The following is a 22,334-nucleotide window of genomic DNA, read 5'->3' as shown; positions in this document are numbered from 1 at the left end:
ATTCGTTCAACGCGGTCATTGCGCCGTGGGGTTCGTCACGCATTCAACGTTCAGTGCACCCGGTTCACAACCAGGTCGGCAAGTTCGGCCAGGCGCTGACCGCGCGCGCCGAACGGCTCTATTGCAGCGTGCGCATCGCGGCCGAGTTGCGCGGCGAGTTCGCGCGACGCGTCCAGCCCGATGATCGAAACATACGTGGGCTTGTCGTGCTGCGCATCCTTGCCCGCGGTCTTGCCAAGCGTGGCGGAGTCCGCCGTGACATCGAGGATATCGTCCACCACCTGAAACGCGAGGCCGACCGCGGCGGCGTAATGATCGAGCGCCGCGAGCGCCTTGGCGTCCGGACGTTCGCCCGCGAGCGCACCCATGCGCACCGAGGCGCGCAGCAACGCGCCCGTCTTCTTGCGATGCATGGTTTCGAGCTCCGGCCGCGACAGCTTGCGCCCGACGCTTTCGAGATCGATGGCCTGACCGCCCGCCATGCCGAGCGAGCCGCTTGCGAGAGCCAGTTCGCGCACGAGCGCGGCCTGCTGGGTATCGCTCAGACCATTGCCCTCGGATGTCAGCGCGACGAACGCCTGCGACTGCAACGCGTCGCCGACGAGCAGTGCCGTCGCTTCGTCATATTGCACGTGTACCGTGGGCTTGCCGCGACGCAACGCGTCGTCGTCCATTGCGGGCATATCGTCATGCACGAGCGAATAGACGTGAATCATTTCGAGCGCCGCGCTTGCCGCTTCGACGGCCGGCGCGCTCGCGTGGGTCAGTTCGCCCGCAGCGTGCACGAGAAGCGGCCGCACACGCTTGCCGCCGCCCAGCACCGCGTACCGCATGGCTTCGTGCAGACGCGCCGGCGCGATGTCCGTGCCCGGCAGATAGTGCTCCAGCGCGGTCTCGACGCGATCGAGCGTGGCACGCATCCATTGTTTGAAGCTCATAGGTCGTCGTCCCCTCGGTCGTTGGTGGCTCCTGCACCCTGGGTCGCGCGCTGTACCTCGGCGGGCAGCGGCTTGAGCGTCTCGCCATCGAGCACGCGCACCTGCTGCTCGACTTTTTCGAGCTGTTGTTGGCAAAAGCCCACAAGCGCGGCGCCGCGCCGGTATGCCGCGAGCGACTCCTCGAGACTCAGCGCGCCCGCTTCCATGCGGCCGACGAGTGATTCGAGTTCCGCGAGCGCTGTTTCGTAGTTTTCCGGAAGCGGCGCGGCGTCGTTAGCAAGCGCGCCTGCACCGGTTTCTTCGCGTGTATCGGGGACAGCGGTCTTCGCCATGAATCGTGGATGTGCAAATGTATTTTGGAACCAAGTCGCACATTCTACGGCAAAAGCCAGTTTTTCGACCCGAAACACGTCCGTCGCAAAGCGTGGAGACGGCTAATCCTTGAGCTTGCGCCACAGCCGCCCGGCGTAGGGACGCGACGCCCTCGCGCCGGCTTTGAACGGAACTCCTGCAACAATTTATACCCAAATCAAGACCTTATACGCCCGAGTGTGGCGGATTTCGGTATAATCGCGGGCTCCCTAAATCGAATCTTCGATGGTTGGGTTGTTCACTGCTTTCACGTCTTAACGGGAGTGGGAATGTCCAATCTGAGCAATGCATTGCAACTGAATGCCATTCACAGTCAGTTGCCAGTCACGGCTTACTTTGACGAAGCGCTTCTTACGCGCGAAATCGAAACACTTTTCAAGCTTGGTCCACGCTACGTCGGGCATGAACTCATGGTTCCCGAAGCGGGAAACTATTTCGCGCTTCCTGGCGAGGGCGAAGGGCGCGTGCTCGTGCGCAATCAGCAGTCGAATATCGAATTGCTGTCGAACGTGTGCCGCCATCGCCAGGCAATCATGCTGAACGGTCGCGGCAGCGCGGACAACATCGTCTGCCCGCTGCATCGCTGGACGTACGATCTGAACGGCCAGTTGCTCGGCGCGCCGCATTTCGCCGACAAGCCCTGCTTGAATCTCGGCGCCACGCCGCTGCAAAACTGGCAAGGCCTTCTCTTCGAGGCCGCGGGTCGCAATGTCGCGGCCGATCTCGCGAAACTCGGCACGGCGCGTCATTTCGACTTTTCGGGCTATATGTTCGATCACGTCGAAGTGCACGAGTGCAACTACAACTGGAAGTCCTTCATCGAGGTTTATCTGGAGGACTATCACGTCGCGCCGTTCCATCCGGGACTCGGCAGCTTCGTGTCGTGCGACAACCTCGAGTGGGAATTCGGCGACTGGTACAGCGTCCAGACCGTCGGCGTGCACAAGAATCTGGAGAAGCCGGGCAGCCCGACGTATCGCAAGTGGCACGACGAAGTCCTGCGCTTCCGTAACGGTACGCCGCCCGAATTCGGCGCCATCTGGATGGTGTATTACCCCGGTCTCATGATCGAGTGGTATCCGCACGTGCTGGTGGTCTCGTGGCTGATCCCGCAGGGCACGCAGAAGACGACCAACATCGTCGAGTTCTACTATCCCGAGGAGATTGCGCTTTTCGAGCGCGAGTTCATCGAGGCGGAACGTGCGGCCTATATGGAAACCGCGCGTGAGGACGATGAAATTGCCGAACGCATGGACGCCGGCCGGCGCGCGCTCATGTCGCGTGGCGAGAATCAGGTCGGGCCGTATCAGAGTCCGATGGAATCCGGCATGCAGCATTTCCACGAGTTTCTGCGGCATCAGCTCGGGGCTATCTGAACGCCGTTCGGCTATCACGCGGGAATCATGAAAAGGCGGGCTTTCGAGTCCGCCTTTTTGTTTAGACTAGCTGTATCCCACTTCACGCGCGCGGCGATTGACACGACCGGGCGCGGACGCTTTGCAAGGGATCGGGGTCGCGCGCCGAAGCGCACACTCTGTCCGACACAGGAGCCGTCATGCCGCACACCCACTACACCACGCTCATCTCGGCGACGAATCTTGCCGAACGGCTCGCCGCCGCGCCCGTCAGCGTGCTCGTGTTCGATTGCCGATTCGACCTCGCCGCGCCTGAATCCGGCGCAGCGGCTTATGCCCAAGGTCATATTCCGGGCGCGCACTACCTTCATCTCGACCGCGACTTGTCCGGCGTCAAGACGGGGGCGAACGGACGCCATCCGTTGCCCGAACGCGGCGCGCTCGTCGAAAAACTCGCGAGCTTCGGGCTAAACGAAGGCCAGCAAGTCGTCGCCTACGACGCGCAAGGCGGCATGTACGCGTCGCGTTTGTGGTGGCTCCTGCGTTGGCTCGGTCACGATTCCGTCGCGCTGATCGACGGCGGTTTGCCCGCGTGGGAGGCAGCAGGTCAGCCACTCGATACCGCCGCGCCGCAAAAGACAAACGGCACGTTCAAAGCCGCCGCGCCGCTTGCCGTCACCATCGATGCTCCGGCGATCGAACGCAGCATCGGCACGCGCGACCATCTGCTAATCGATGCGCGCGCCGCGGACCGGTATCGCGGCGAGAACGAGACGCTCGATCCCGTCGGCGGTCACATTCCCGGCGCGCTGAATCGCTTCTTCAAGGACAATTTGACGCCGGAAGGCCGCTTCAAGACCGCGCACGAATTACGCGATGCGTTCGGCTCGCTGATCGGCGCCACGCCCACCGACCGCATCGTGCTGCAATGCGGCTCGGGCGTGACGGCATGTCATAACGCGCTAGCCATGGAGATTGCCGGCCTGCACGGCGCGGCGTTGTATCCGGGATCGTGGAGCGAATGGAGCGCCGACCCGGGCAGGCCCGTGGCGACCGGCGCGAAGCCTTGAGGCGCGTAAAGCGCCGTCACTTGACGCCGTGCTCGCGGAACCACGCGAGCGCGCGCTTCCAGCCATCCTCCGCGTCTTCCTTGCGATAGCTCGGCCGGTAATCCGCGAAGAACGCGTGCGGCGCGTCGTCATACACGACGATCTGCGACTCCCGCGCCTTCGGCTGGCCATTCGCCACGGCCTGCTTGATCTGTTCGAGCGTGTCCTGCGGAATGCTCTGATCCTGCCTGCCGTATAGCCCGAGCACAGGCACATTGAGTTCGGCCGCGTTGTCGATCGGGTTGCTCGGCGTGTTCGCCGTCTTGTTCCCCGTGACGCGCCCGTACCATGCAACCGCCGCCTTCACGTGCGGATTGTGCTCCGCATAAAGCCACGTAATGCGCCCGCCCCAGCAGAACCCGGTGATACCTAGCCGCTTCAGATCGCCGCCGTGCTCGCCCGCCCATTTGACGGTTTCGTCGATGTCCGAGATCACTTGCGAGTCAGGCACCTTCGAGACGAGCTGCTCGTTGAGAAGCTGCATGGACTTGTACGCCGAGGCATCGCCCTGACGCGTGTAGAGATCCGGCGCGATGGCAAGATAGCCTTGCTTGGCGAAGCGCCGGCAGACATCGGCGATATGCTCGTGCACCCCGAAAATCTCGTGGATCACGATGACGACAGGCAGATGCGTCTTGCCCTTCGGCTGCGCGCGATACGCCGGCACGAGCACGCCATCCGCGCCGCGCACGCCCACGGCGCCGGCTTCGAGACCGGCGTCATCGGTATGAATGGTTTGTGCCGACACGGGCAGCACGCACGCTGCGAAGCCTGTGCCGAAAGCTGCCTTGATGAAGTTGCGACGGTCGAACGGAACGTGGGGAATGAGGCTGTCGACTTCAGGGGTAAGCATGCAAAGCTCCCGCGGCAAGCGCCGGCAGGCGTCGATTCGCGCGGCCGGCGGCATGGATTCTGGAACCGCGCGAGCGTGTTCAAGGCTTCACGACGCGCGGCGCTGTACGACTCCCAAGCGAACGCGCCCGACATATCACAAGGCGCGCCGCTCATTCTAAACAGCTTTGCAGCGTCGATGCAGCTCAGTGCAGCTTGACGCGCGGCGCGGTGGACCGGCGCAGCCAGTGCGCGATGGTGTCGAGCACCATGCGCGCGTAGCCGTGGAGCGCGGCGATATGCAGCCGATACAGCGACATGTACATGAAGCGCGCGAAGAGGCCTTCGATCATCATGTTGCCGCCGATGAGCCCGCCCATCAGGCTGCCGACCGCGCTATAGCGACCGAGCGACACGAGCGAACCGAAATCGCGGTACGTATATTCCGGCAGCGATTTGCCGTTCATGCGGCGCTCGAAAGCCTTAAAGAGAAAGCTCGCCTGCTGATGCGCCGCCTGCGCGCGCGGCGGCACACCGCGCTCGTTGCCGGGCCACGGACACGCGGCGCAATCGCCCAGGGCGAATATGTTGTCGTCGACTTCCGTTTGCAGCGTGCGGCGCACGATGAGCTGGCCGAGACGATTGGTCGGCAAGCCGTCGAGCTGCGAGAGAATGGCCGGCGCCTTGATGCCCGCCGCCCACACCGTGAGGTCCACGCGAATGGTCTTGCCGCTCGCCGTGCGAATGGAATCGCGCGACACTTCCGCGACGGTTTCGCCCGTCATCAAGGACACGCCCAGCTTCGTCAATAGCTCGGCCGTCGCGGTCGATACGGTGTCGCGCAGCGCGGGCAGAATGCGCGGCCCCGCTTCGATCAGCACGATACCGATGTCGTGCTTCGGATCCAGCTTGTGCAAACCGTACGCGGAAAGCACGTGCGCCGTGTTGCGCAGTTCCGCCGACAATTCCACGCCCGTCGCACCCGCGCCGACGATCGCCACCTGAATGCGCGGCGCGTTCAGCGAACCGAGCGGCACGGGCGGCCCTTCGGAATCGTCGATGCCCGCCGCCACCGGTTCCGGCGCGAAGTGCTCGGCGCGCATGCATGCCGCGATGAGCCGCTTGCGAAAGAGCTCGGCCTGGCCAACTGTATCGAGCGCGATGGAATGTTGCTGCGCGCCTTCGACGCCGAAGAAATGCGTCGTGCTGCCGATGGCAATGACGAGCGTGTCGTATTCCAGCTCGCGCTGCGGCAAGACCTCGCCCGCTTCGTCGTCGCGCAACGCGCTGATGGTAATGCGTTTTGTCGCGCGGTTCAGCGCGATCAACTCGCCCTGCTGAAACTCGAAGCCGTGCCACATGGCCTGCGCGGCGTATTCGAGTTCCTGCGTGAACGGGTCCATGCTGCCTGCGGCCACTTCATGCAGAAGCGGCTTCCAGATATGCGTGGGATTACGGTCCACCAGCGTGACTTGCGCACGCGGTGCCGTTTTACTGTCCGTCGTACCGAAACGGTCGCCGAGACGAGTCGCCAATTCGAGACCGCCGGCCCCTCCGCCGACGATGATGAATCGATGCATAAAGCTCTCCCGAATTTTTCTCCGCACGCGGAGTAATCAACTTACCGAGCCTCGGACCGCACGTACGTTCGACGACATGTCGGCCCGATGTCTCACCTTCCAAAAACCATTCTGCTTGAACGCGCGGCGCACTTGCAATGGCCGGCCTCGCATGTCCGGCATTCAGCGCGCTCTTTTTGCTCAGTGTGCTTCTTCCCAGTTATTGCCGACGCCCACCTCAGCCACGAGCGGCACGTTCAGCTTGGCGACGCCACACATCAATTCGGGTAAGCGCTTCCTGACTTCGGGCAGTTCCTCTTCGGGAACTTCGAGCACGAGCTCATCGTGTACCTGCATGATCATCTTCGCGTAGATATTCGTAGCCTCGATCCAGTCCTGCACCGCGATCATCGACAACTTGATGAGATCAGCGGCCGTTCCCTGCATGGGCGCGTTGATGGCCGCGCGTTCGGCCGCCTGACGACGCGGACCACTGCCGCCGTTGATCTCCGGCAGCCACAGACGCCGGCCGAACACGGTCTCCACGTAGCCGTTCATCTTCGCGGTCACGCGTGTGCGCTCCATGTAGTCGGCAACGCCCGGATAACGCGCGAAATAGCGGTCGATATAAAGCTTCGCCGCGTCGCGCGTGATGCCGAGATTCGACGCGAGCCCGAACGAACTCATGCCATAGATCAAGCCGAAATTGATCACCTTGGCGATACGACGCTGGTCGTTCGACACTTCGATCGGCGTCACGCCGAACACTTCCGACGCGGTCGCGCGGTGCACGTCCTCGCCTTCCTTGAACGCGCGCAACAACGATTCGTCACCCGAGATATGCGCCATGATGCGCAGCTCGATCTGCGAGTAATCCGCCGATACGATCTTGCAACCCGGCGGCGCGATGAACGCCTCGCGGATGCGCCGGCCTTCGCCCGTTCGCACCGGGATGTTCTGCAAGTTCGGCTCGTTCGACGACAAGCGCCCTGTCACCGCGACAGCCTGCGCATAGTTCGTATGCACGCGTCCCGTCGATGCATTCACCATGCGCGGCAGCTTGTCCGTATAAGTGGACTTGAGCTTCGACAGCCCGCGATGTTCGAGCAGCACCTTCGGCAGCGGATAATCCTCGGCGAGTTTTTGCAGCACTTCTTCGTCGGTGGAAGGCGCGCCGCTCGGCGTCTTCTTCACCACCGGCAGTTCGAGTTTCTCGAAGAATATCTGTCCGATCTGCTTGGGCGACCCGAGATTGAATTCGCCGCCCGCCAGTTCATAGGCTTCCGTTTGCAAGTCGATCAGCCGTTTGGCGATCTCGTTGCTCTGCGTGTCGAGCTTCGCGCGATCGATCAGCACGCCGTTGCGCTCCATCTTGCGCAACACGCGCGAAGTCGGCAATTCGATCTCGCGATATACCTTCAACAAGCCCTCTTCCTGCACGACTTGCGGGTAAAGCGCCTGATGCAGACGCAATGTGATGTCCGCATCTTCGGCGGCATACTCGGCCGCCTTGTCGAGCGCGACTTCGTCGAAACCGATTTGCGACGCGCCCTTGCCCGCGACGTCCTCGTATTTGATGGTCTTCACGCCCAAGTGCCGCAGCGCGAGGTTGTCCATGTCATGCGGCCGATGCGACTCCAGCACGTACGACTGCAACAACGTGTCATGCTCGACGCCGCGCATGACGATGCCGTAATTGGCGAGCACCTGCTCATCGTATTTCAGATGCTGGCCGACCTTCTTCTTCGATTCGTCTTCGAGCCACGGCTTGAGCTTCGCGAGCACTTCATCGCGCGGCAGTTGCACGGGTGCGTCCGGCCCGCGATGCGCGAGCGGGACATATGCGGCATGGCCAGGTTCGACCGAGATGGACAAGCCGACGATCTGCGCGGTCATCGGGTCGAGCGCGGTGGTTTCGGTATCGAACGAAGTGATCTCGGCGGCATCGATGCGTTCGAGCCACGCGCCGAACTGTTCCCACGTCTGCACCGTCTCGTAGTGGTGGACGATCTCCGTGACTTCGGCGGGCGGCGTGTCGGTCGGGCCTTCGACGGCATCCGCGATTTCGACTTCACGCAGCCAAGTCTTGAAGCCGTGACGCAGGAACACGTCGCGCAATTCGTCGCGCGACTCGGGACGGCTTTCGAGCGTTTCGTCGATCGACGCGATCTGCGACGCCAGGTCGCATTCCGTGTGTACGGTAACGAGCTTGCGAGCCATGGGCAGGAAGTCCAGAGCCTTGCGCAGATTGTCTCCTACCGCACCTTTGATCTCGCCCGCATGTTCTACGATGCCATCAAGGGAGTCGTATTGCGTGAGCCACTTGAGCGCAGTCTTGGGACCGCACTTTTCGACGCCCGGCACGTTATCGACCGTATCGCCGATGAGCGAAAGATAATCGACGATACGTTCCGGCGGCACGCCGAACTTGGCGACGACGCCGGCGCGATCGAGCGTTTCGTTGGTCATCGTATTGATGAGGGTGACATGATCCGTCACGAGTTGAGCCAGATCCTTGTCGCCCGTCGAGACGATCACTTTCATGCCGCGCTTTTCGGCCTGAGCCGCGAGCGTGCCGATGACGTCGTCGGCTTCGACGCCTTCGATCATCACGAGCGGCCAGCCGAGCGCACGCACGGCGACGTGAATAGGCTCGATCTGCTTCGAAAGGTCTTCGGGCATGGAAGGCCGGTTGGCCTTGTAGTCGGCGTACCAGTCGTCGCGAAACGTCTTGCCTTTGGCGTCGAAGACGCACGCGCTATACTCTGCATTGGTTTCACGCCTAAGGCGTCGCAGCATGTTGATCATTCCATACAGTGCGCCGGTCGGCCCGCCGTCGGGGCCGCGCAGGTCAGGCATGGCATGGTAAGCCCGGTACAAGTAGCTAGAACCGTCGACCAATAGCAGGGTCTTACCTTCAAGACTTCGTTCTTCAGGCATTATGAACAAGAGAAAAGTGATTCCGAGTCTGCGATCGCTCGCAGATCAAGAGCGCGCGACGGCCAAAAAGGCTCGCGCATCGTGGCAGATGTTCACGATTATGGCAGAGTTTATCGAGGCTACCGAGTACCTCTCGGAGATCCGTCCTGCCATCAGCATCTATGGTTCCGCGCGTCTCAAACCCGAGTCGCCGTACTATCAGCGGACCATTGAAATCGCGCAAAAATTCTCCGATGCAGGCTTTGCCGTGATCTCCGGCGGCGGTCCCGGCATCATGGAAGCAGCCAATAAAGGCGCACATGCGGGCAAGTCGCCGTCGGTGGGTCTCAACATCGAATTGCCGCACGAGCAGTCGGGCAATCAATGGCAGGACATCTCGCTGCGCTTCCGTCACTTCTTCACGCGGAAGGTTACGTTCGTCAAGAATTCGGATGCGGTCGTCGTGATGCCGGGCGGCTTCGGCACGCTTGACGAACTGGCCGAAGTGCTCACGCTCATTCAGACCAAGAAGTCGCGCCACGTGCCTATCGTGCTGGTGGGCGCCGAATTTTGGGCCGGCTTGCTCGACTGGTTCAAGAACACGCTGTTGACCAATGGCGTCATCGGCGAAAAAGATCTTGGACTCATGCAAGTGATCGACGATCCCGATCAAGTGCTCGATGCGGTGCTGCGCTTCTATGAAGATCGCGAAGGCGCGGCAGAGCAACCGGCGGAAGGTAAGTCGGATGAGGACCGGATGTTTTATTTGTGATTCGAAGGCTGTCGGGCGAGCGGAATCGCTATCTTCCCTCTCGCCCTTTCCCCTCTCTCGCCTCATTCACGAGCAGCATCTCTCTGACACACGCCCATAAAGCGTAGTCTTCCGAATCGAATACTGGAGTTTGCCGGCGCCCGCATAGGCGTTCGCTGTCGAGCCGCTGCATGGCGCATCGCAATCTTCAGCCACGCACGAGCCGCCTTGAAGAAGACCGCCCGCTTCGCTTCTTCGCGTTTCGACGTCTCACTGAAACGCCACCTCCGCAAAGCTGCGCAACTTCCGGCTATGCAACCGCGACAGGCCATTCATGCGCAGTAGTTCCATTGCCTTCACGCCGATCTGCAAGTGCTGATCCACTTGCGCACGATAAAACTGATCGGCCATGCCCGGCAGCTTGAGTTCGCCATGCAGCGGCTTGTCCGACACGCATAGCAACGTCCCGTAAGGCACGCGGAACCGGAAGCCGTTCGCGGCGATAGTCGCGCTTTCCATATCGAGCGCGATCGCGCGGCTTTGCGACAGCCGCTGCACCGGCTCGCGATGATCGCGCAATTCCCAATTCCGGTTGTCCACACTCGCGACGGTGCCCGTGCGCATCACGCGCTTCAGTTCCACGCCTTCGAGTTGTGTCACCTGCGCCACGGCCTTCTCGAGCGCGACCTGCACTTCCGCCAGCGCGGGAATCGGCACCCACAGCGGCAGGTCGTCATCCAGTACGTGATCCTCGCGCACATAGCCGTGCGCCAGCACGTAATCGCCCAGACGCTGTGTGTTCCGCAAGCCCGCGCAATGCCCGAGCATGACCCACGCGTGCGGACGCAGCACCGCGATGTGATCCGTGATGGTCTTTGCGTTCGACGGTCCCACGCCGATGTTCACCATCGTGATGCCGCTGCCATCCGCGCGCTTCAGGTGATACGCGGGCATCTGCGGCAGACGCGCGATTGGCGCGCCTTCCTCCGGTTGCTCGCCGAGATTGGCGTTGTAGGTGACGACATCGCCCGGTTCGACGAACGACGAATACTCGCTGCGATACGCGCGCGTTTCCTCGTCATCCGCGCGCGACATCAGCGTGCGGCCGAGCTTCACGAACTCGTCGATATAGAACTGATAGTTCGTATAAAGCACGTAGTTCTGAAAATGCGTGGGCGAAGTCGCCGTGTAGTGCCGCAGCCGATGCAGCGAAAAATCCACCCGCGCCGCCGTGAAGAGGGCAAGCGGATGAGGCTCGCCCGCGGCAGGCTCATACGTGCCGTTCACGATGCGGTCGTCGAGCAGCGCGAGGTCCGGGGTATCGAAGACATTGCGCATGGCGAGCAGGCGATCACGGTCGAGATCGCCTTCGAGATGGATGCCTTCGGCGAACGCGAAGTGAATAGGAATGGGTTGCGCCGACACGCCCACTTCAATGCCCACATGATGGTTCTTCGTCAAGAGCCGCAACTGCTCGCGATAATAATCGCCGAAGAGATCCGGACGCGTGAGCGTAGTCTCGAAGATGCCGGGCCCGGCGACGAAACCATACGAGCGCCGCGAGTCGATCTGCGTGTTGAGCTCGGTACGCACGCGCACGAACGGATAGCACGCGCGCACGCGATGCGTGAACTGCTCGTTGCGCCGATACCGCGCGAACGCGTCGCGCAGGAAAGCGGTGTTGGCTTCGTAGATGGCGGAGACCCGCGAGACGGCGGCTGCGGGGTCGTCGAATGATTCGGTTGGGAAGTCGTTTGCAGGCGTTCCCTGAGTGGTCTGAGTCCGGTCGTTTGTCATGATCTTGTATGCGTGTCTGATGCCCTCGTAGTCATCGACATTAACACGGAAGCATGCAAGAACCATGAAGCCCCCGCGCCGCGCAAGTGCGTGCGAACACGGCGCGCAACAGCTTTTTGAACGTTCCGGCCGAAATCCGCGAAGCAGCGCAAAATAAGGCGTTGCGCCGGCATGGGGTTCGCGTTTTGCTAGAATCCGGCCATCGCCTGGAGAACTGACATGAAGCCGCTCTATTTCGCCGCCGCCGCGGCCGTCCTTGCCGTCGCAAGTGTAGGCGCCACGGCGCAAACCCTCCAGGCCGAGCAGGCGGGCGCACAGCCACAAATGTCGCAGGAAGAAGCCGCTGGCCTGCCTGATCTGAAGGCCATCAACCGCCCGCCCGCGAACGCGAGTTCGAAGGTCGAAATTTCGCCGCCGCGCATGCCGAGCTTCCACGAACTCAGCACCAACGGCACCGAGATCACCGAGTATCGCGACAAGGGCAAGCCCGTCGAGATCAACGTGCATTCGAACTTCGGCACGCGCTATCAGATGAGTTCGCCTTACGACACCTCGCCGCAAGTCCGCGATAACGGCAAGGCAAGCACGCGCCTGCCATCGGTAAGCGTGCGCTACTGATCCACGGGTTGTTTGCGCCCGCTCGTCTGAGCGGGCGTCTCCACGCAGTGCTCACGCGACTGCGCCGTTCACCGGCCCGCCACGGGCTTCTCAACCTGACCCAAGTTTCTGCATGGCCGTATTCACCCCCGTCTCTGACGCCGAACTCGGCGACTGGCTGCAACACTACGATCTCGGCGATGTCGTCGAATTGCGCGGCATCCAGTCGGGCATCGAGAACAGCAACTTTTTTCTCACGACCACGCGCGGCGAATACGTGCTCACGATCTTCGAGAATCTCACGGCGACGCAACTGCCGTTCTATCTCGATCTGATGCGCCATCTGGCCGCGCATCGCGTGCCGGTTCCCGATCCCATGCCGCGCAGCGACGGCTCGCTCTTCGGCATGCTGCACGGCAAGCCCGCTGCCATCGTCACGAAACTCGAAGGCGCGCCGGAACTCAAGCCGACGCCCGCGCATTGCATCGAAGTCGGTCAGATGCTCGCGCGCATGCATCTCGCCGGGCGCGATTTTCCGCGGCATCAGCCGAACTTGCGCAGCCTCGCGTGGTGGCAGGAGAACTTGCCAGCCATCGTTGACTTCCTTAGCGCGCCGCAGCGCGAACTGATCGAATCCGAGCTTGTGCATCAGGCCGCGTTTTTCACGTCGGCGGACTACGCCGCGCTGCCGGACGGGCCGTGCCACTGCGATCTGTTTCGCGACAATGTGCTGTTCGCGCCGGGCCGCGATCACGCACGGCTCGGCGGGTTCTTCGACTTCTACTTCGCGGGCGTCGACAAGTGGCTCTTCGACGTCGCCGTGACCGTGAACGACTGGTGCGTCGATCTCGAAAGCGGCGCGCTCGACCCCGCGCGTGTCGACGCAATGCTGCGCGCTTATCAAACCGTGCGCCCCTTCACGCCCGCCGAGGAACGCCACTGGAACGACATGCTGCGCGCCGGCGCCATGCGCTTCTGGGTCTCGCGCCTGTACGATTTTTACCGTCCGCGCGAGGCGCAGATGTTGAAACCGCACGATCCCGGCCATTTCGAACGCATTCTGCGCGAGCGCGTCAAAGCCGCTGCCAGCCTCAATCAGTAACCTTCCACTCTGCTCATGCGACTGATCGAAGTTCCCGCCAAGACCGGCTATGTATGGTTCCGCCAGGGCATCTGGCTGTTCCGCCGCAATCCGTTTGCGTTCCTCACCGTGTTCTTCGCTTATCTGTTCGTGATGACGCTGATTTCGCGCGTGCCGCTCATCGGACCGTTACTGCCGTTGCTGTTCATTCCGGGCATCGCGGTGGGTTTCATGGCCGCCTGCCGCGACACCATCGCGGGCAAGCCCGTTTGGCCGACCGTTCTCGTCGATGGCTTCCGCTCCTACGGCACCGTGGTCGCGCGCCGTCTGCTCGCGCTCGGCGCGATCTACGTCGTGGCGATGGCGGTGATCTTCGCGGCATCGGCACTGGTCGACGGCGGAACGCTGCTCGGCCTGATGATGGGCGACGGCCCCGCCGGCGACCCCGAAACCGTGGCCGCGAGCTTCAGCCCGCTCGCCGTGCTGGTGGCGATGGCCTGCTACATCCCAGTGGCCATGCTGTTCTGGTTCGCGCCCATTCTCGTTGCATGGCACGACGTGACGCCCGCGAAGGCGCTGTTCTTCAGCCTCGTGTCGTGCTGGCGCAATCGCGGCGCCTTCGTGCTTTACGGCGTGTTGTGGATTGCCGTGGCGCTTGCCGTATCATTCGGCCTGACCGCGCTGATGCAGGCGCTTGGCGTGAGTCAGGAGATGGCGTTGGCGGTGCTCATGCCCGCGTCGATTCTCGTCACGACCGCGCTCTACTGCTCGTTCTATGCGACCTATCGCGGCTGCTTCGGCGTGCAGTCGCCGGACACGCCGGATATGCCTAATGCATCGGATACACCGGGCATCTGATGCCCCGAATCCTCGCGCGCGAAGCGTTTTCCGTACACTAACGTCATTGGCCGATACGGCCTTTTGCGGCGCTTCGCCATGACCTCGCCCGACGACTTCCCGCTCGAACTCGATCAGCAAATCTGCTTCGCGCTCTATTCGACATCGCTCGCGATGACGAAAACCTACAAGCCGATGCTCGACAAACTCGGCCTCACCTATCCGCAGTATTTGGCGATGCTGGTGCTGTGGGAAAGCGACAATCTCACCGTAAAGGAAATCGCCGCGCGCCTGTCGCTCGATTCCGCCACGCTCACGCCGCTGCTCAAGCGCCTGGAGGCGCAGGGGTACGTTGAGCGCATGCGCGGCGTCGAGGATGAACGGCAGGTGCACGTGCGCTTGACGGCGCAAGGCCGGTCGCTGCGGCAATCGGCTCGGGCCATTCCGCCTGAGATTTTTTGCGCGGCTGGATCGGATGTGGACGAATTAGTGCGCCTGCGCAGCGATCTCGTCAGGCTGCGCGCATCGCTCAACGAGTATCTAGAACGCTGATAGCCATTCCCTAATCGCATCTTGACCAAAATTTAATTTGCACGCTAATGATTAGCGCGATATATTTCTGTCCGTGGTCGACGCAACGATGACCCGACAGTCAAGTCCAACCCTTCCGCGCCGAACAAGGCGACGAATTCAAGGAGAAAAGCGATGAGCATCCTGTACAAGGCAACCGCGACGAGCACCGGTGGACGCGACGGACGCGCGGTGTCTTCCGACGAACAACTGAACGTGAAGTTGAGCGCACCGAAGGCCTTGGGCGGCACGGGCGCGGAAGGAACGAATCCGGAACAATTGTTCGCGGCGGGCTACTCGGCGTGCTTTCTTTCCGCGATGAAATTTGTCGCCGGCCAGCAAAAGGGTACGGTTCCGGCGGATACGACAGTCACTGCCGACGTGGGCGTCGGCCCGAACGATGCGGGCGGCTTTGCGCTGGATATCGAATTGCGCATCGCGCTGCCGGGACTTGACCGAGCGGAAGCACAAGCGCTCGTCGATGCGGCTCACAAAGTTTGCCCGTATTCGAACGCGACGCGCAACAACGTCGATGTGCGCGTGAAGCTCGTCTGAGCGAATCGAACAAAAAGAAAATGCCGGCTCGCGAAGCCGGCATTTTCTTGGGCGTTGCAAATGAAAAAAGCCGCTGGACAATTCCTGCGGCTTTTTATTAACGCTCTGAAAGCATACTGCTTAGTTCGCCATCCACGTCGGATGACGCGTGCCAGCACGCTGATCCAGGCGCTTCATGCGATATTCGAGATCGTAAATGTCGGTGGCTTCGGCCAAATATGCGTCGTCGCGTTCGCGATCGCGTTGGTCGGCGGACTTCGTCAGAAACAGGAAAATGCGGCTGAGCAGGAACATGGTGGGCCTCGCTTGGATACTGGGGTAACTACCTATGGATGTAACTATAGGGTAATCCCTGATCCGACGCAAGTCTTATCGGCTAGATTCCTGATACTAAAGACTAATTTGCAACACTTGAAATTGTCGCGCGGACTGCTCTAAGCAACGAAAGCCGCGCGCGCGGACTCGCTGGAACGGCGTTGATGTTTGAAGAACTCCCACATCACGGCTGACGAGTCCGGACCCTTGGCTGAATGGAAAGCCACGGTATCGTCGCCGCCCGCCCACGCGTGGCCCAATCCGCGAACGACCACGCTCTTGACGACGCGTCGTCCATTCTTGAAGTAGTCGCGCACGACGCCATCCGCTTGCTTCTCTTCGCGCAACTCGCCTGCGCGCGGAGCACCGGCGGCATCGACGAAACCGTTGAGACGCAAAAATTGTTGCGTCAATTGTTCGGCGTTGGACGGCGACACGACTGAATCCAGTTCGCCGTGAACGATGATCGCCGGCATTCCGGGAAATTCGCGCGTGTCGACGGCAGCATCGACGAGCGTGACGGGGTCGTTGCGACTGCCGCGACGCATGACATCCATCGCGCCGATTGCCGAACTGGCCTCGCCGAACACCACCCCAGAGTGCAAGCCGACAGCGGCGAACAGTTGCGGATATCGCACCGCTAACAAGGCGGACATGCCAGCACCCGCCGACATGCCGGCGAGATAGACGCGCTCGGCGTCGAAACCATGCTCGGCGACGACCGCCTTGACCAGCGATACGATCGACGCCGCCTCGCCGCCGCCTCCATTGCCGGACGCGTCGTACCAGCGCCAGCAACGATGCGCATGATCATGCTTAGACTGTTCGGGATACAGCACGGCGAAACCAAACTTGTCGGCGAGAAGATTGAGGCGCGTTCCTTGCGCAAAATCATCGGCATTCTGCTTACAGCCGTGCAACATGACGACGAGCGGCACTCGGTCGAGTTCGGCTTGCGGCGGCGTGTACAGCGCGTACGAAACATGGTTGACGAAGCGTCCGCCCGTCGGCGGCGCGGAATGATAGGAACGCATCCACTTTCCCAAAGCCCAGGCGGACGCGCGCGGACGAACTCGCGACTCCCGCACCGTCGGCTGCGCACCAACGCCTGAGCCACTGCGCACAGTGGCTGCCTTGGTAGCAGCGCCCGACTTGAGTTTCGTCTTGACGCTTTTCGGTCGGGCTGGCTTTGTTGGGGGACGCGACTTCGGCACACGCAAGGGTTCGACTTGACTGGCGACCAGGCGTCTCAAGCCACGCAACCAGAGCTTGGTAAGGCTTTTCGACATTTGGCTGGGTCCTCTACAAATAAGCGAATCAGAAGGCAGTCTGCTGTGATGGTGACAAGACGTGCCCGGTTGTGCATCGCACAATAACATCAAAAAGACGGTTTCGAGTGACTCGAAAACTCATATATCGGGACGAATTGCAAGGCAATCAAGGCCAAAGAGAATTTTTAACCGAAGTTACACGACGTAACTGACATCATCTTTTCGGCCGAGTCGCATAATTAGGGATTGTCCCAGCAGGTATACTCCAAGGTCTTCTCCACGCAGTCGTGACAGCCGGTGCGAGAAGCACGCTCCATGTCGCACTGCAGCAACCTCTATTCCCAAGCTCTGCAATGAACCTTTTTCCATCAGCCTCAACCTGGTTTTTCGTTACCGCTTTCGGCAGCGTCGGCGTCATGGCGCCGTTGGCGGTCGTGGTTGCGGCGTGGCTCGCCGTCGGCTATCGATGGAAATACGCGTGCGCGTGGCTCGGGTTGCTCGGTGTTGCCAGCGGACTCGTGGCGTTGAGCAAGATCGCGTTTATCGGTTGGGAAATCGGCGTGCGCGATCTGGATTTCACCGGCATCAGCGGTCATGCGTTGATGTCGACGGCTGTACTGCCGGTTGCGCTATTCGTCGCCGCGTTGTCGATGCGCGCGTCGTTGCGCGTCACAGCGATCGTGCTGGGACTTGTTATCGGTGTAATGGTGGGCGTGTCGCGTGTCGTGCTGAACGCGCATTCGATCTCGGAAGTGGTCGCGGGAGGTTTGCTTGGCGCAGTGGTGGCCGTTGCTTTCGCGTGCATCGCGTGGCGGGCGCAAGCGGCGAAAACGCTATCACCGGGACCGGTCGCGGCGAGCCTGGCTGCGGTCGTGATCGCGTTGCATGGCGTGCCGGTGCCTACTCAGCAGTGGATCACGCAGATCGCGCTGGAACTGTCCGGCCACGAGCGGCCGTATATCCGGGCGCGCTGGAAAGTGCAAAACTATCGAATTCCAGCGCGTCGGACCGAGGCGCTGGCGGTGCCGTTCGCGGTTGCTTGAGCGGCCGCACTCTCTGCAAGCCTCAGTCGTTCACACCAATGATCACGCTGGAAGCCTTGATCACTGCAACGGCTTTCTGACCTTCTGCGAGGCCAAGTGTATCGGCGCTGCGGTTCGTGATGATCGCGGTCACCGTGGTTGCGTCGTCCAGCGTCAATGTCACTTCGGCGTTCACGGCGCCCTTCGTCACACTCGCCACCGTGCCACGCAACTGATTGCGTGCCGAAATCTTCGCGGGCGCGTCTTCCATCAGCATGACCCACGACGCCTTGATGAGCGCGAACGCTTCGCTGCCTTCCTTGAGACCGAGCGATTCGCTGCTTTCGTGCGTAACCACGGCAACGATCGTCTGTCCACCCGGCAAGCCCAGTTCGATTTCGTCGTTCACCGCACCGCGCGTGACTTTGGTGACTTTCCCCGCCAGTTGATTGCGTGCACTCGTTTTCATTCCTAGTCTCCCTATGAGTTGCCAGTCGCGGGTGAAGCCTTCCATAGCCATGCCCGCTTGTTGAAGAAACTTGCGATGTTCGCGTTCGACCGCTTGGTAGGTCTCGATGAGACGCCGCGCCGCCGATGTCAATGTGGTTCCGCCTCCGCCCCGCCCACCGCTCGCGGTAATCACGAGTGGCTCGCCAGCGAGATTGTTCATGGTGTCGACCGCATCCCAGGCCGCCTTGTAGCTCATGCCGACGGCCTTTGCCGCCGCCGTGATCGATCCGTTATCGCGAATCGCCGCGAGCAGCGCAATACGCGCCGCGCCGCCAAGAGTCGCGTCGCCACTTTGCAGCCAGACAGCGCCACCAACTGCCAATGAATCGGCTGTGGCGGAGGGTGCTGTTTCGTTCATCGATTGCCTCCCGCATCGCGTTGCGCATTATATCGGCGCGCATACACGGCCACGAACGATAGGTCAGAAAGCCGTTTCAATTCATACGAATGCCAATCATTCTCGCAGTCACGAAATCGACACACGGCGAGTGAAACATGGCGCATTGCGCTTTCACCGATTCGCGCAAGCCCCGCTCAAGCCAAGGACGCGACATGAACGACTTTGCTCTTTCTACTGGCCGTCAGGGCCGCACCACCGGGCAACGGCTCGCCCTGCTGCTCTTTCTGATCGCCATCGCGGCAGGCGCCGTTTATTGCGTCACGCATCTTTTCGAAGACCTCTCGCCCGTGCGCGAATCGTCAGCGTTTCCGTACATCTTGCTTGGCATTGCGCTTTTGATCGCGCTCGGCTTCGAGTTCGTCAATGGCTTTCACGATACCGCGAACGCCGTCGCCACCGTCATCTACACGCACTCGCTGACGCCGAATCTGGCTGTCGTCTGGTCCGGCGCGTGGAACTTCGTCGGCGTGCTGGTCTCGAGCGGCGCGGTGGCCTTCGGTATCCTGCAACTGCTGCCGGTGGAATTGATCATCGGCGTGGGGAGCTCGCAGGGCTTCGCGATGGTCTTTGCGCTCCTGATCGCGGCGATCATCTGGAACCTCGGCACGTGGGCGCTCGGCTTGCCGTCTTCCAGTTCGCATACGCTGATCGGCTCCGTGATCGGCGTCGGGCTGATGAACCAGATGCTGCACGGCGCGAACGGAACGTCCGGCGTCGATTGGGCGCAAGCGACCTCGGTCGGCAAGTCGCTGCTGCTTTCGCCGCTGGTCGGCTTTATCGCCGCGGGCTTTTTGCTCTACGTGATGAAACTGGTCGTGCGCGTGCCCGCGCTCTACAAGGAACCGGAAAAGAACACGCCGCCGCCCTTCTGGATTCGCTGCCTGCTGATTCTCACCTGCACGGGCGTTTCGTTCGCGCACGGCTCCAACGACGGCCAGAAAGGCATGGGCCTCATCATGCTGATTCTCATCGGCACGGTGCCGACCGCCTACGCGCTCAACAAGGCCGTCACGGCCGAGGAAACGCAGACCTTCCTCTCGGTCAGCCACAACGCGTCGGAAGTGCTGCAGCGTTACGCCGATGGCAAGCCCGCCGCCACGGATTCACGCGGCGCCGTCGAGCATTACGTGCAGACAAAGACGCTTGCGCCGGACACGGTTCCGTCGCTGAAAAATCTGATCGATTCCATCGATGCGAAAGTGCGTCCGAGCGAAACCATCGCCAATTTGCCGCAGGGAACGGTGCGCAACGTGCGTAACGACATGTACGTGGCATCGGAAGCGCTGCGTCTGATGGAAAAGCAAAAAGCGCCGGCCTTCACGAAGGACGATTCCGCCGTGCTCACCAACTACAAGGCGCAGATCGATCACGCCACCAAGTTCATCCCGACCTGGGTGAAGGTAGCGGTGGCCGTCGCGCTCGGGCTTGGCACGATGGTCGGCTGGAAGCGCATCGTGGTGACGGTGGGCGAGCGTATCGGCAAGACGCATCTGACATATGGACAAGGCGCTTCGGCGGAACTGGTCGCGATGCTGACCATCGGCGCCGCCGACGTTTACGGCTTGCCGGTGAGCACGACACACGTGCTGTCGTCGGGCGTCGCGGGCACGATGGCCGCGAACGGCTCCGGTCTTCAATGGCGCACCGTGCGTAGTCTCGCGCTGGCTTGGGTGCTGACCTTGCCGGTGTCGATCATCCTCGCGGGCGGACTTTTCTGGGCCTTTCGCGGTATCTTCTAAGCGTTTGTTTTCGCATCCGTTTCGCATCCCTTCCGCATCCTACGCAATTGCACGGCGCAGAGTCCGATCCGCGCCGTGCAAGTTTTGCCCACCCCCATCTGCATCGACTCCCTTTTCGACAATCCGCTTTAACCGCGCAACCGTTCGATTGCGCGTCTAGCCTTTATCCATAAGCCTGAGCCGCTGCGGCACAGCTATTGCTAAACACCACTCGTCGATCGCAACCCACCGGCTGGCGGCCGAAAGCCGCCACTCGACGTGTCGCTGCGTGGGAGACCATGGCGGGGCCGGTTCAAGGCGATCTTTCGATAAGGAGAAGACAAAATGACGATCGGAACCATACTGCTGATTATCTTGATCTTGCTGCTGGTCGGCGCGATCCCGTCGTGGCCGCATAGCCGTAGCTGGGGTTACGGGCCGAGCGGTATTTTGGGCATCGTGCTGATCGTGGTCATCGTGCTGTTGCTCATGGGTCGCATATAACCGCCTGAACGGTTTGCAAACAACGTTCGAGACAGACCGCGAAACAAAAGGGGCGCTCAACCAATGTTGAGCGCCCCTTTGCTTTTGTAGCGAATCGATTTAACCCGCGACTTAAACCCGCGATTAAAACCCGCGTTTCAAACCCGCATGACCTGTCCGTTTGGTTCGATCTTGCGCGGAATCACCGGTTCTGCCGGCTTGCGCGATGACGATGACGCCGACGGCCTGCTTGGAACCGCAGCAGCGCCCGACGATTCGACCGTGCCTTTATCCGCCACCTGCTTGACGGCCGAGGCGCTTTTGCGTTTCTTCTTCGCCGTGCTCTGCGCGGTGTTCTGCGTAGGCACACGCGCCTTGTTTTTGGACTTCGTGGTCTGGACCTCAGGCGGATTCCAGACTTCCGTGTAACGCTCGGCAGCAATAGCCGTGGATGAACCCAGCAAGACAGCGATGGTAAGCAATGCGAGCTTCAAGAGGTCCGCTCCGTGAATTAGTGATCCGCTCTGCGCGAGAGGATGGCGTCGAGCGACCGCTCGGAAGTGTCCAGTTCCAGCAGCGCGGCGTCCAGTCGGTCGAGCGCGCGGGCGGCGAACTGGCCGTCGTGTTCGTCGTCCGGTTCGACGCGCGTGGCGTCGAAAGCCGCGTTGACGGCGCGTGTCGCGCGCATGAAACGTTCGAGCGCAGCGGCTTCGAGCGACTCGTTGCGTGGGTTCATCGGCAAACTCCTTGTTGCGGACAAGCTGTACGAATATACAGTAACCCGGCGGGATGCAAAACACTCCGCACACGGCGTGGCAAAAATGCCAAACATCGCTTGACCGGCGCGCGGCTGCCGTTTCTCACGTTTGAAGGCGGCATTTCGCCGCGTGCATGTCGACAAGCATTCGCGTTAAGCCGCGCTTAATTTTCGACGCACAAACTCCAATCGCGCCCGAACCAGCGCCGCCTTCAACCGTTAGGCGACGAGCCGATCAGATGAGGAATGTGCCATGCCCGCCAATACCGCCGCGCGTCAGTCATTTGCCAACATTGCATCGACGATGCGCAAGCAGTCCGCGCTCAAGCTTCAGGAATGCCGCCTGTCGGAGCCGGTCGAACCGCCGTGGGGAACGGCGTATCGGACGATCGAATGGTCGCTGAAAAGCGATCCGCGCGTGCAGCGACGGGTGGTTCCGGCCGACTGCACCGCCTCCGAATTGGCTGAAACACTACGGTCGCACGTGCCCGGCCGGTGCTACGGTCCATCGGACGAAGACTAAAAGCGCCTTGTACTAATCCATAAATGGACTATTATGAATCTCAAGTTCCTTTAGAGACTCAAAG

Annotated in this window: 23 protein-coding genes; 12 read left to right on the top strand and 11 right to left on the bottom strand. The window is 61.4% G+C overall.

Annotation, left to right across the window (positions count from 1 at the left end; all coding sequences use genetic code 11):
- Positions 1–50: 50 nt before the first annotated feature.
- Positions 51–938, bottom strand: coding sequence for a polyprenyl synthetase family protein (locus NCR98_RS15155; RefSeq protein WP_250526558.1), 888 nt, complete (start codon positions 936–938; stop codon positions 51–53).
- A complete protein-coding gene (locus NCR98_RS15150; protein WP_250526557.1) occupies positions 935–1,270 on the bottom strand; it encodes an exodeoxyribonuclease VII small subunit in 336 nt (111 codons plus the stop codon). The genes NCR98_RS15155 and NCR98_RS15150 overlap by 4 nt, the downstream gene beginning before the upstream one ends.
- Before the next feature lie 309 nt (positions 1,271–1,579).
- Here NCR98_RS15150 and NCR98_RS15145 point away from each other — a divergent pair, with 309 nt between their 5' ends.
- Both NCR98_RS15145 and NCR98_RS15140 read left to right on the top strand, forming a co-directional pair.
- Positions 1,580–2,686, top strand: a complete 1,107-nt coding sequence (locus NCR98_RS15145) for an aromatic ring-hydroxylating oxygenase subunit alpha (protein WP_244829179.1) — start codon at positions 1,580–1,582, stop codon at positions 2,684–2,686.
- 179 nt (positions 2,687–2,865) lie between these two features.
- Positions 2,866–3,735, top strand: a complete 870-nt coding sequence (locus NCR98_RS15140; protein ID WP_250526556.1) for a sulfurtransferase — start codon at positions 2,866–2,868, stop codon at positions 3,733–3,735.
- Between the two features lie 16 nt (positions 3,736–3,751).
- Here the strand turns inward: NCR98_RS15140 and NCR98_RS15135 are convergent, their stop codons facing one another.
- The 3 genes from NCR98_RS15135 to polA all read right to left on the bottom strand — a co-directional run bounded on the left by NCR98_RS15135 (position 3,752) and on the right by polA (position 9,104).
- Positions 3,752–4,627, bottom strand: a complete 876-nt coding sequence (locus tag NCR98_RS15135) for a dienelactone hydrolase family protein (RefSeq protein ID WP_250526555.1) — start codon at positions 4,625–4,627, stop codon at positions 3,752–3,754.
- Positions 4,628–4,811: 184 nt separating this feature from the next.
- Positions 4,812–6,185, bottom strand: coding sequence for an NAD(P)/FAD-dependent oxidoreductase (locus NCR98_RS15130; protein WP_250526554.1), 1,374 nt, complete (start codon positions 6,183–6,185; stop codon positions 4,812–4,814).
- 180 nt (positions 6,186–6,365) lie between these two features.
- A complete protein-coding gene (gene polA, locus NCR98_RS15125) occupies positions 6,366–9,104 on the bottom strand; it encodes a DNA polymerase I (protein WP_250526553.1) in 2,739 nt (912 codons plus the stop codon).
- A 1-nt stretch (position 9,105) separates the two neighbouring features.
- On the opposite strand from polA, the gene NCR98_RS15120 reads away from it, so the two are divergent.
- Positions 9,106–9,855 (top strand): LOG family protein, encoded by a 750-nt coding sequence (locus NCR98_RS15120; RefSeq protein ID WP_244829174.1) that lies wholly within the window; start codon positions 9,106–9,108, stop codon positions 9,853–9,855.
- A 249-nt stretch (positions 9,856–10,104) separates the two neighbouring features.
- Here NCR98_RS15120 and NCR98_RS15115 read toward each other — a convergent pair whose 3' ends face one another.
- Positions 10,105–11,631 carry an AMP nucleosidase gene (locus NCR98_RS15115; protein ID WP_244829172.1) on the bottom strand — a complete coding sequence of 509 codons (1,527 nt, stop codon included), beginning with the start codon at positions 11,629–11,631 and terminating at the stop codon, positions 10,105–10,107.
- Between the two features lie 219 nt (positions 11,632–11,850).
- Between NCR98_RS15115 and NCR98_RS15110 the strand changes: the two genes are divergently transcribed.
- The 5 genes from NCR98_RS15110 to NCR98_RS15090 all read left to right on the top strand — a co-directional run bounded on the left by NCR98_RS15110 (position 11,851) and on the right by NCR98_RS15090 (position 15,271).
- Entirely contained in the window at positions 11,851–12,249 is a 399-nt protein-coding gene (locus tag NCR98_RS15110) for a hypothetical protein (protein WP_250466513.1), read from the top strand.
- Between the two features lie 112 nt (positions 12,250–12,361).
- Positions 12,362–13,330: a homoserine kinase gene (locus tag NCR98_RS15105; RefSeq protein WP_250466512.1), complete on the top strand. Its 969-nt coding sequence runs from the start codon at positions 12,362–12,364 to the stop codon at positions 13,328–13,330.
- Between the two features lie 15 nt (positions 13,331–13,345).
- Positions 13,346–14,167 (top strand): BPSS1780 family membrane protein, encoded by an 822-nt coding sequence (locus NCR98_RS15100; protein ID WP_244829169.1) that lies wholly within the window; start codon positions 13,346–13,348, stop codon positions 14,165–14,167.
- 78 nt (positions 14,168–14,245) lie between these two features.
- On the top strand, positions 14,246–14,698 hold the full coding sequence (locus tag NCR98_RS15095) for a MarR family winged helix-turn-helix transcriptional regulator (protein WP_244829168.1): 453 nt from the start codon (positions 14,246–14,248) through the stop codon (positions 14,696–14,698).
- A gap of 153 nt (positions 14,699–14,851) precedes the next feature.
- Complete coding sequence (locus NCR98_RS15090) at positions 14,852–15,271, top strand: organic hydroperoxide resistance protein (protein ID WP_250509837.1); 420 nt, start codon at positions 14,852–14,854, stop codon at positions 15,269–15,271.
- A gap of 120 nt (positions 15,272–15,391) precedes the next feature.
- Here the strand turns inward: NCR98_RS15090 and NCR98_RS15085 are convergent, their stop codons facing one another.
- Together NCR98_RS15085 and NCR98_RS15080 are read right to left on the bottom strand one after the other, a co-directional pair.
- Positions 15,392–15,565 (bottom strand): DUF3563 family protein, encoded by a 174-nt coding sequence (locus NCR98_RS15085; RefSeq protein WP_244829166.1) that lies wholly within the window; start codon positions 15,563–15,565, stop codon positions 15,392–15,394.
- A 140-nt stretch (positions 15,566–15,705) separates the two neighbouring features.
- Entirely contained in the window at positions 15,706–16,875 is a 1,170-nt protein-coding gene (locus NCR98_RS15080; RefSeq protein WP_250526569.1) for an extracellular catalytic domain type 1 short-chain-length polyhydroxyalkanoate depolymerase, read from the bottom strand.
- 335 nt (positions 16,876–17,210) lie between these two features.
- Between NCR98_RS15080 and NCR98_RS15075 the strand changes: the two genes are divergently transcribed.
- Positions 17,211–17,900, top strand: a complete 690-nt coding sequence (locus tag NCR98_RS15075; RefSeq protein ID WP_250526552.1) for a phosphatase PAP2 family protein — start codon at positions 17,211–17,213, stop codon at positions 17,898–17,900.
- 22 nt (positions 17,901–17,922) lie between these two features.
- Here the strand turns inward: NCR98_RS15075 and NCR98_RS15070 are convergent, their stop codons facing one another.
- Entirely contained in the window at positions 17,923–18,747 is an 825-nt protein-coding gene (locus NCR98_RS15070) for a TOBE domain-containing protein (protein WP_250526551.1), read from the bottom strand.
- 194 nt (positions 18,748–18,941) lie between these two features.
- Here NCR98_RS15070 and NCR98_RS15065 point away from each other — a divergent pair, with 194 nt between their 5' ends.
- Together NCR98_RS15065 and NCR98_RS15060 are read left to right on the top strand one after the other, a co-directional pair.
- Positions 18,942–20,528 carry an inorganic phosphate transporter gene (locus tag NCR98_RS15065; RefSeq protein ID WP_250466506.1) on the top strand — a complete coding sequence of 529 codons (1,587 nt, stop codon included), beginning with the start codon at positions 18,942–18,944 and terminating at the stop codon, positions 20,526–20,528.
- Between the two features lie 324 nt (positions 20,529–20,852).
- Positions 20,853–21,011 (top strand): DUF3309 family protein, encoded by a 159-nt coding sequence (locus tag NCR98_RS15060; RefSeq protein WP_244829161.1) that lies wholly within the window; start codon positions 20,853–20,855, stop codon positions 21,009–21,011.
- Between the two features lie 137 nt (positions 21,012–21,148).
- On the opposite strand, the gene NCR98_RS15055 is transcribed toward NCR98_RS15060, so the two are convergent.
- Entirely contained in the window at positions 21,149–21,484 is a 336-nt protein-coding gene (locus NCR98_RS15055) for a hypothetical protein (RefSeq protein ID WP_250526550.1), read from the bottom strand.
- Between the two features lie 17 nt (positions 21,485–21,501).
- On the bottom strand, positions 21,502–21,726 hold the full coding sequence (locus NCR98_RS15050) for a hypothetical protein (protein WP_250526549.1): 225 nt from the start codon (positions 21,724–21,726) through the stop codon (positions 21,502–21,504).
- A gap of 274 nt (positions 21,727–22,000) precedes the next feature.
- Here NCR98_RS15050 and NCR98_RS15045 point away from each other — a divergent pair, with 274 nt between their 5' ends.
- Positions 22,001–22,270 (top strand): DUF2866 domain-containing protein, encoded by a 270-nt coding sequence (locus NCR98_RS15045; RefSeq protein WP_244829158.1) that lies wholly within the window; start codon positions 22,001–22,003, stop codon positions 22,268–22,270.
- Positions 22,271–22,334: the final 64 nt, after the last annotated feature.

Source organism: Caballeronia sp. GAWG2-1 (assembly GCF_023631405.1).
Lineage (GTDB): Bacteria > Pseudomonadota > Gammaproteobacteria > Burkholderiales > Burkholderiaceae > Caballeronia.
Note: the sequence above shows the minus strand (reverse complement) of the source record. Positions and strands in the feature narration are given on the sequence as shown.

What these genes read in the sequence shown, in the direction of transcription:
- NCR98_RS15135 (WP_250526555.1), bottom strand. Translation starts at nt 4,627, where the DNA reads ATGCTTACCCCTGAAGTCGACAGCCTCATTCCCCACGTTCCGTTCGAC.
- NCR98_RS15050 (WP_250526549.1), bottom strand. Translation starts at nt 21,726, where the DNA reads ATGAACCCACGCAACGAGTCGCTCGAAGCCGCTGCGCTCGAACGTTTC.
- NCR98_RS15080 (WP_250526569.1), bottom strand. Translation starts at nt 16,875, where the DNA reads ATGTCGAAAAGCCTTACCAAGCTCTGGTTGCGTGGCTTGAGACGCCTG.
- NCR98_RS15065 (WP_250466506.1), top strand. Translation starts at nt 18,942, where the DNA reads ATGAACGACTTTGCTCTTTCTACTGGCCGTCAGGGCCGCACCACCGGG.
- NCR98_RS15105 (WP_250466512.1), top strand. Translation starts at nt 12,362, where the DNA reads ATGGCCGTATTCACCCCCGTCTCTGACGCCGAACTCGGCGACTGGCTG.
- NCR98_RS15145 (WP_244829179.1), top strand. Translation starts at nt 1,580, where the DNA reads ATGTCCAATCTGAGCAATGCATTGCAACTGAATGCCATTCACAGTCAG.
- NCR98_RS15070 (WP_250526551.1), bottom strand. Translation starts at nt 18,747, where the DNA reads ATGAACGAAACAGCACCCTCCGCCACAGCCGATTCATTGGCAGTTGGT.
- NCR98_RS15130 (WP_250526554.1), bottom strand. Translation starts at nt 6,185, where the DNA reads ATGCATCGATTCATCATCGTCGGCGGAGGGGCCGGCGGTCTCGAATTG.
- NCR98_RS15085 (WP_244829166.1), bottom strand. Translation starts at nt 15,565, where the DNA reads ATGTTCCTGCTCAGCCGCATTTTCCTGTTTCTGACGAAGTCCGCCGAC.
- NCR98_RS15120 (WP_244829174.1), top strand. Translation starts at nt 9,106, where the DNA reads ATGAACAAGAGAAAAGTGATTCCGAGTCTGCGATCGCTCGCAGATCAA.
- NCR98_RS15045 (WP_244829158.1), top strand. Translation starts at nt 22,001, where the DNA reads ATGCCCGCCAATACCGCCGCGCGTCAGTCATTTGCCAACATTGCATCG.
- NCR98_RS15075 (WP_250526552.1), top strand. Translation starts at nt 17,211, where the DNA reads ATGAACCTTTTTCCATCAGCCTCAACCTGGTTTTTCGTTACCGCTTTC.
- NCR98_RS15090 (WP_250509837.1), top strand. Translation starts at nt 14,852, where the DNA reads ATGAGCATCCTGTACAAGGCAACCGCGACGAGCACCGGTGGACGCGAC.
- NCR98_RS15095 (WP_244829168.1), top strand. Translation starts at nt 14,246, where the DNA reads ATGACCTCGCCCGACGACTTCCCGCTCGAACTCGATCAGCAAATCTGC.
- NCR98_RS15140 (WP_250526556.1), top strand. Translation starts at nt 2,866, where the DNA reads ATGCCGCACACCCACTACACCACGCTCATCTCGGCGACGAATCTTGCC.
- NCR98_RS15115 (WP_244829172.1), bottom strand. Translation starts at nt 11,631, where the DNA reads ATGACAAACGACCGGACTCAGACCACTCAGGGAACGCCTGCAAACGAC.
- NCR98_RS15150 (WP_250526557.1), bottom strand. Translation starts at nt 1,270, where the DNA reads ATGGCGAAGACCGCTGTCCCCGATACACGCGAAGAAACCGGTGCAGGC.
- NCR98_RS15110 (WP_250466513.1), top strand. Translation starts at nt 11,851, where the DNA reads ATGAAGCCGCTCTATTTCGCCGCCGCCGCGGCCGTCCTTGCCGTCGCA.
- NCR98_RS15155 (WP_250526558.1), bottom strand. Translation starts at nt 938, where the DNA reads ATGAGCTTCAAACAATGGATGCGTGCCACGCTCGATCGCGTCGAGACC.
- polA (WP_250526553.1), bottom strand. Translation starts at nt 9,104, where the DNA reads ATGCCTGAAGAACGAAGTCTTGAAGGTAAGACCCTGCTATTGGTCGAC.
- NCR98_RS15100 (WP_244829169.1), top strand. Translation starts at nt 13,346, where the DNA reads ATGCGACTGATCGAAGTTCCCGCCAAGACCGGCTATGTATGGTTCCGC.
- NCR98_RS15060 (WP_244829161.1), top strand. Translation starts at nt 20,853, where the DNA reads ATGACGATCGGAACCATACTGCTGATTATCTTGATCTTGCTGCTGGTC.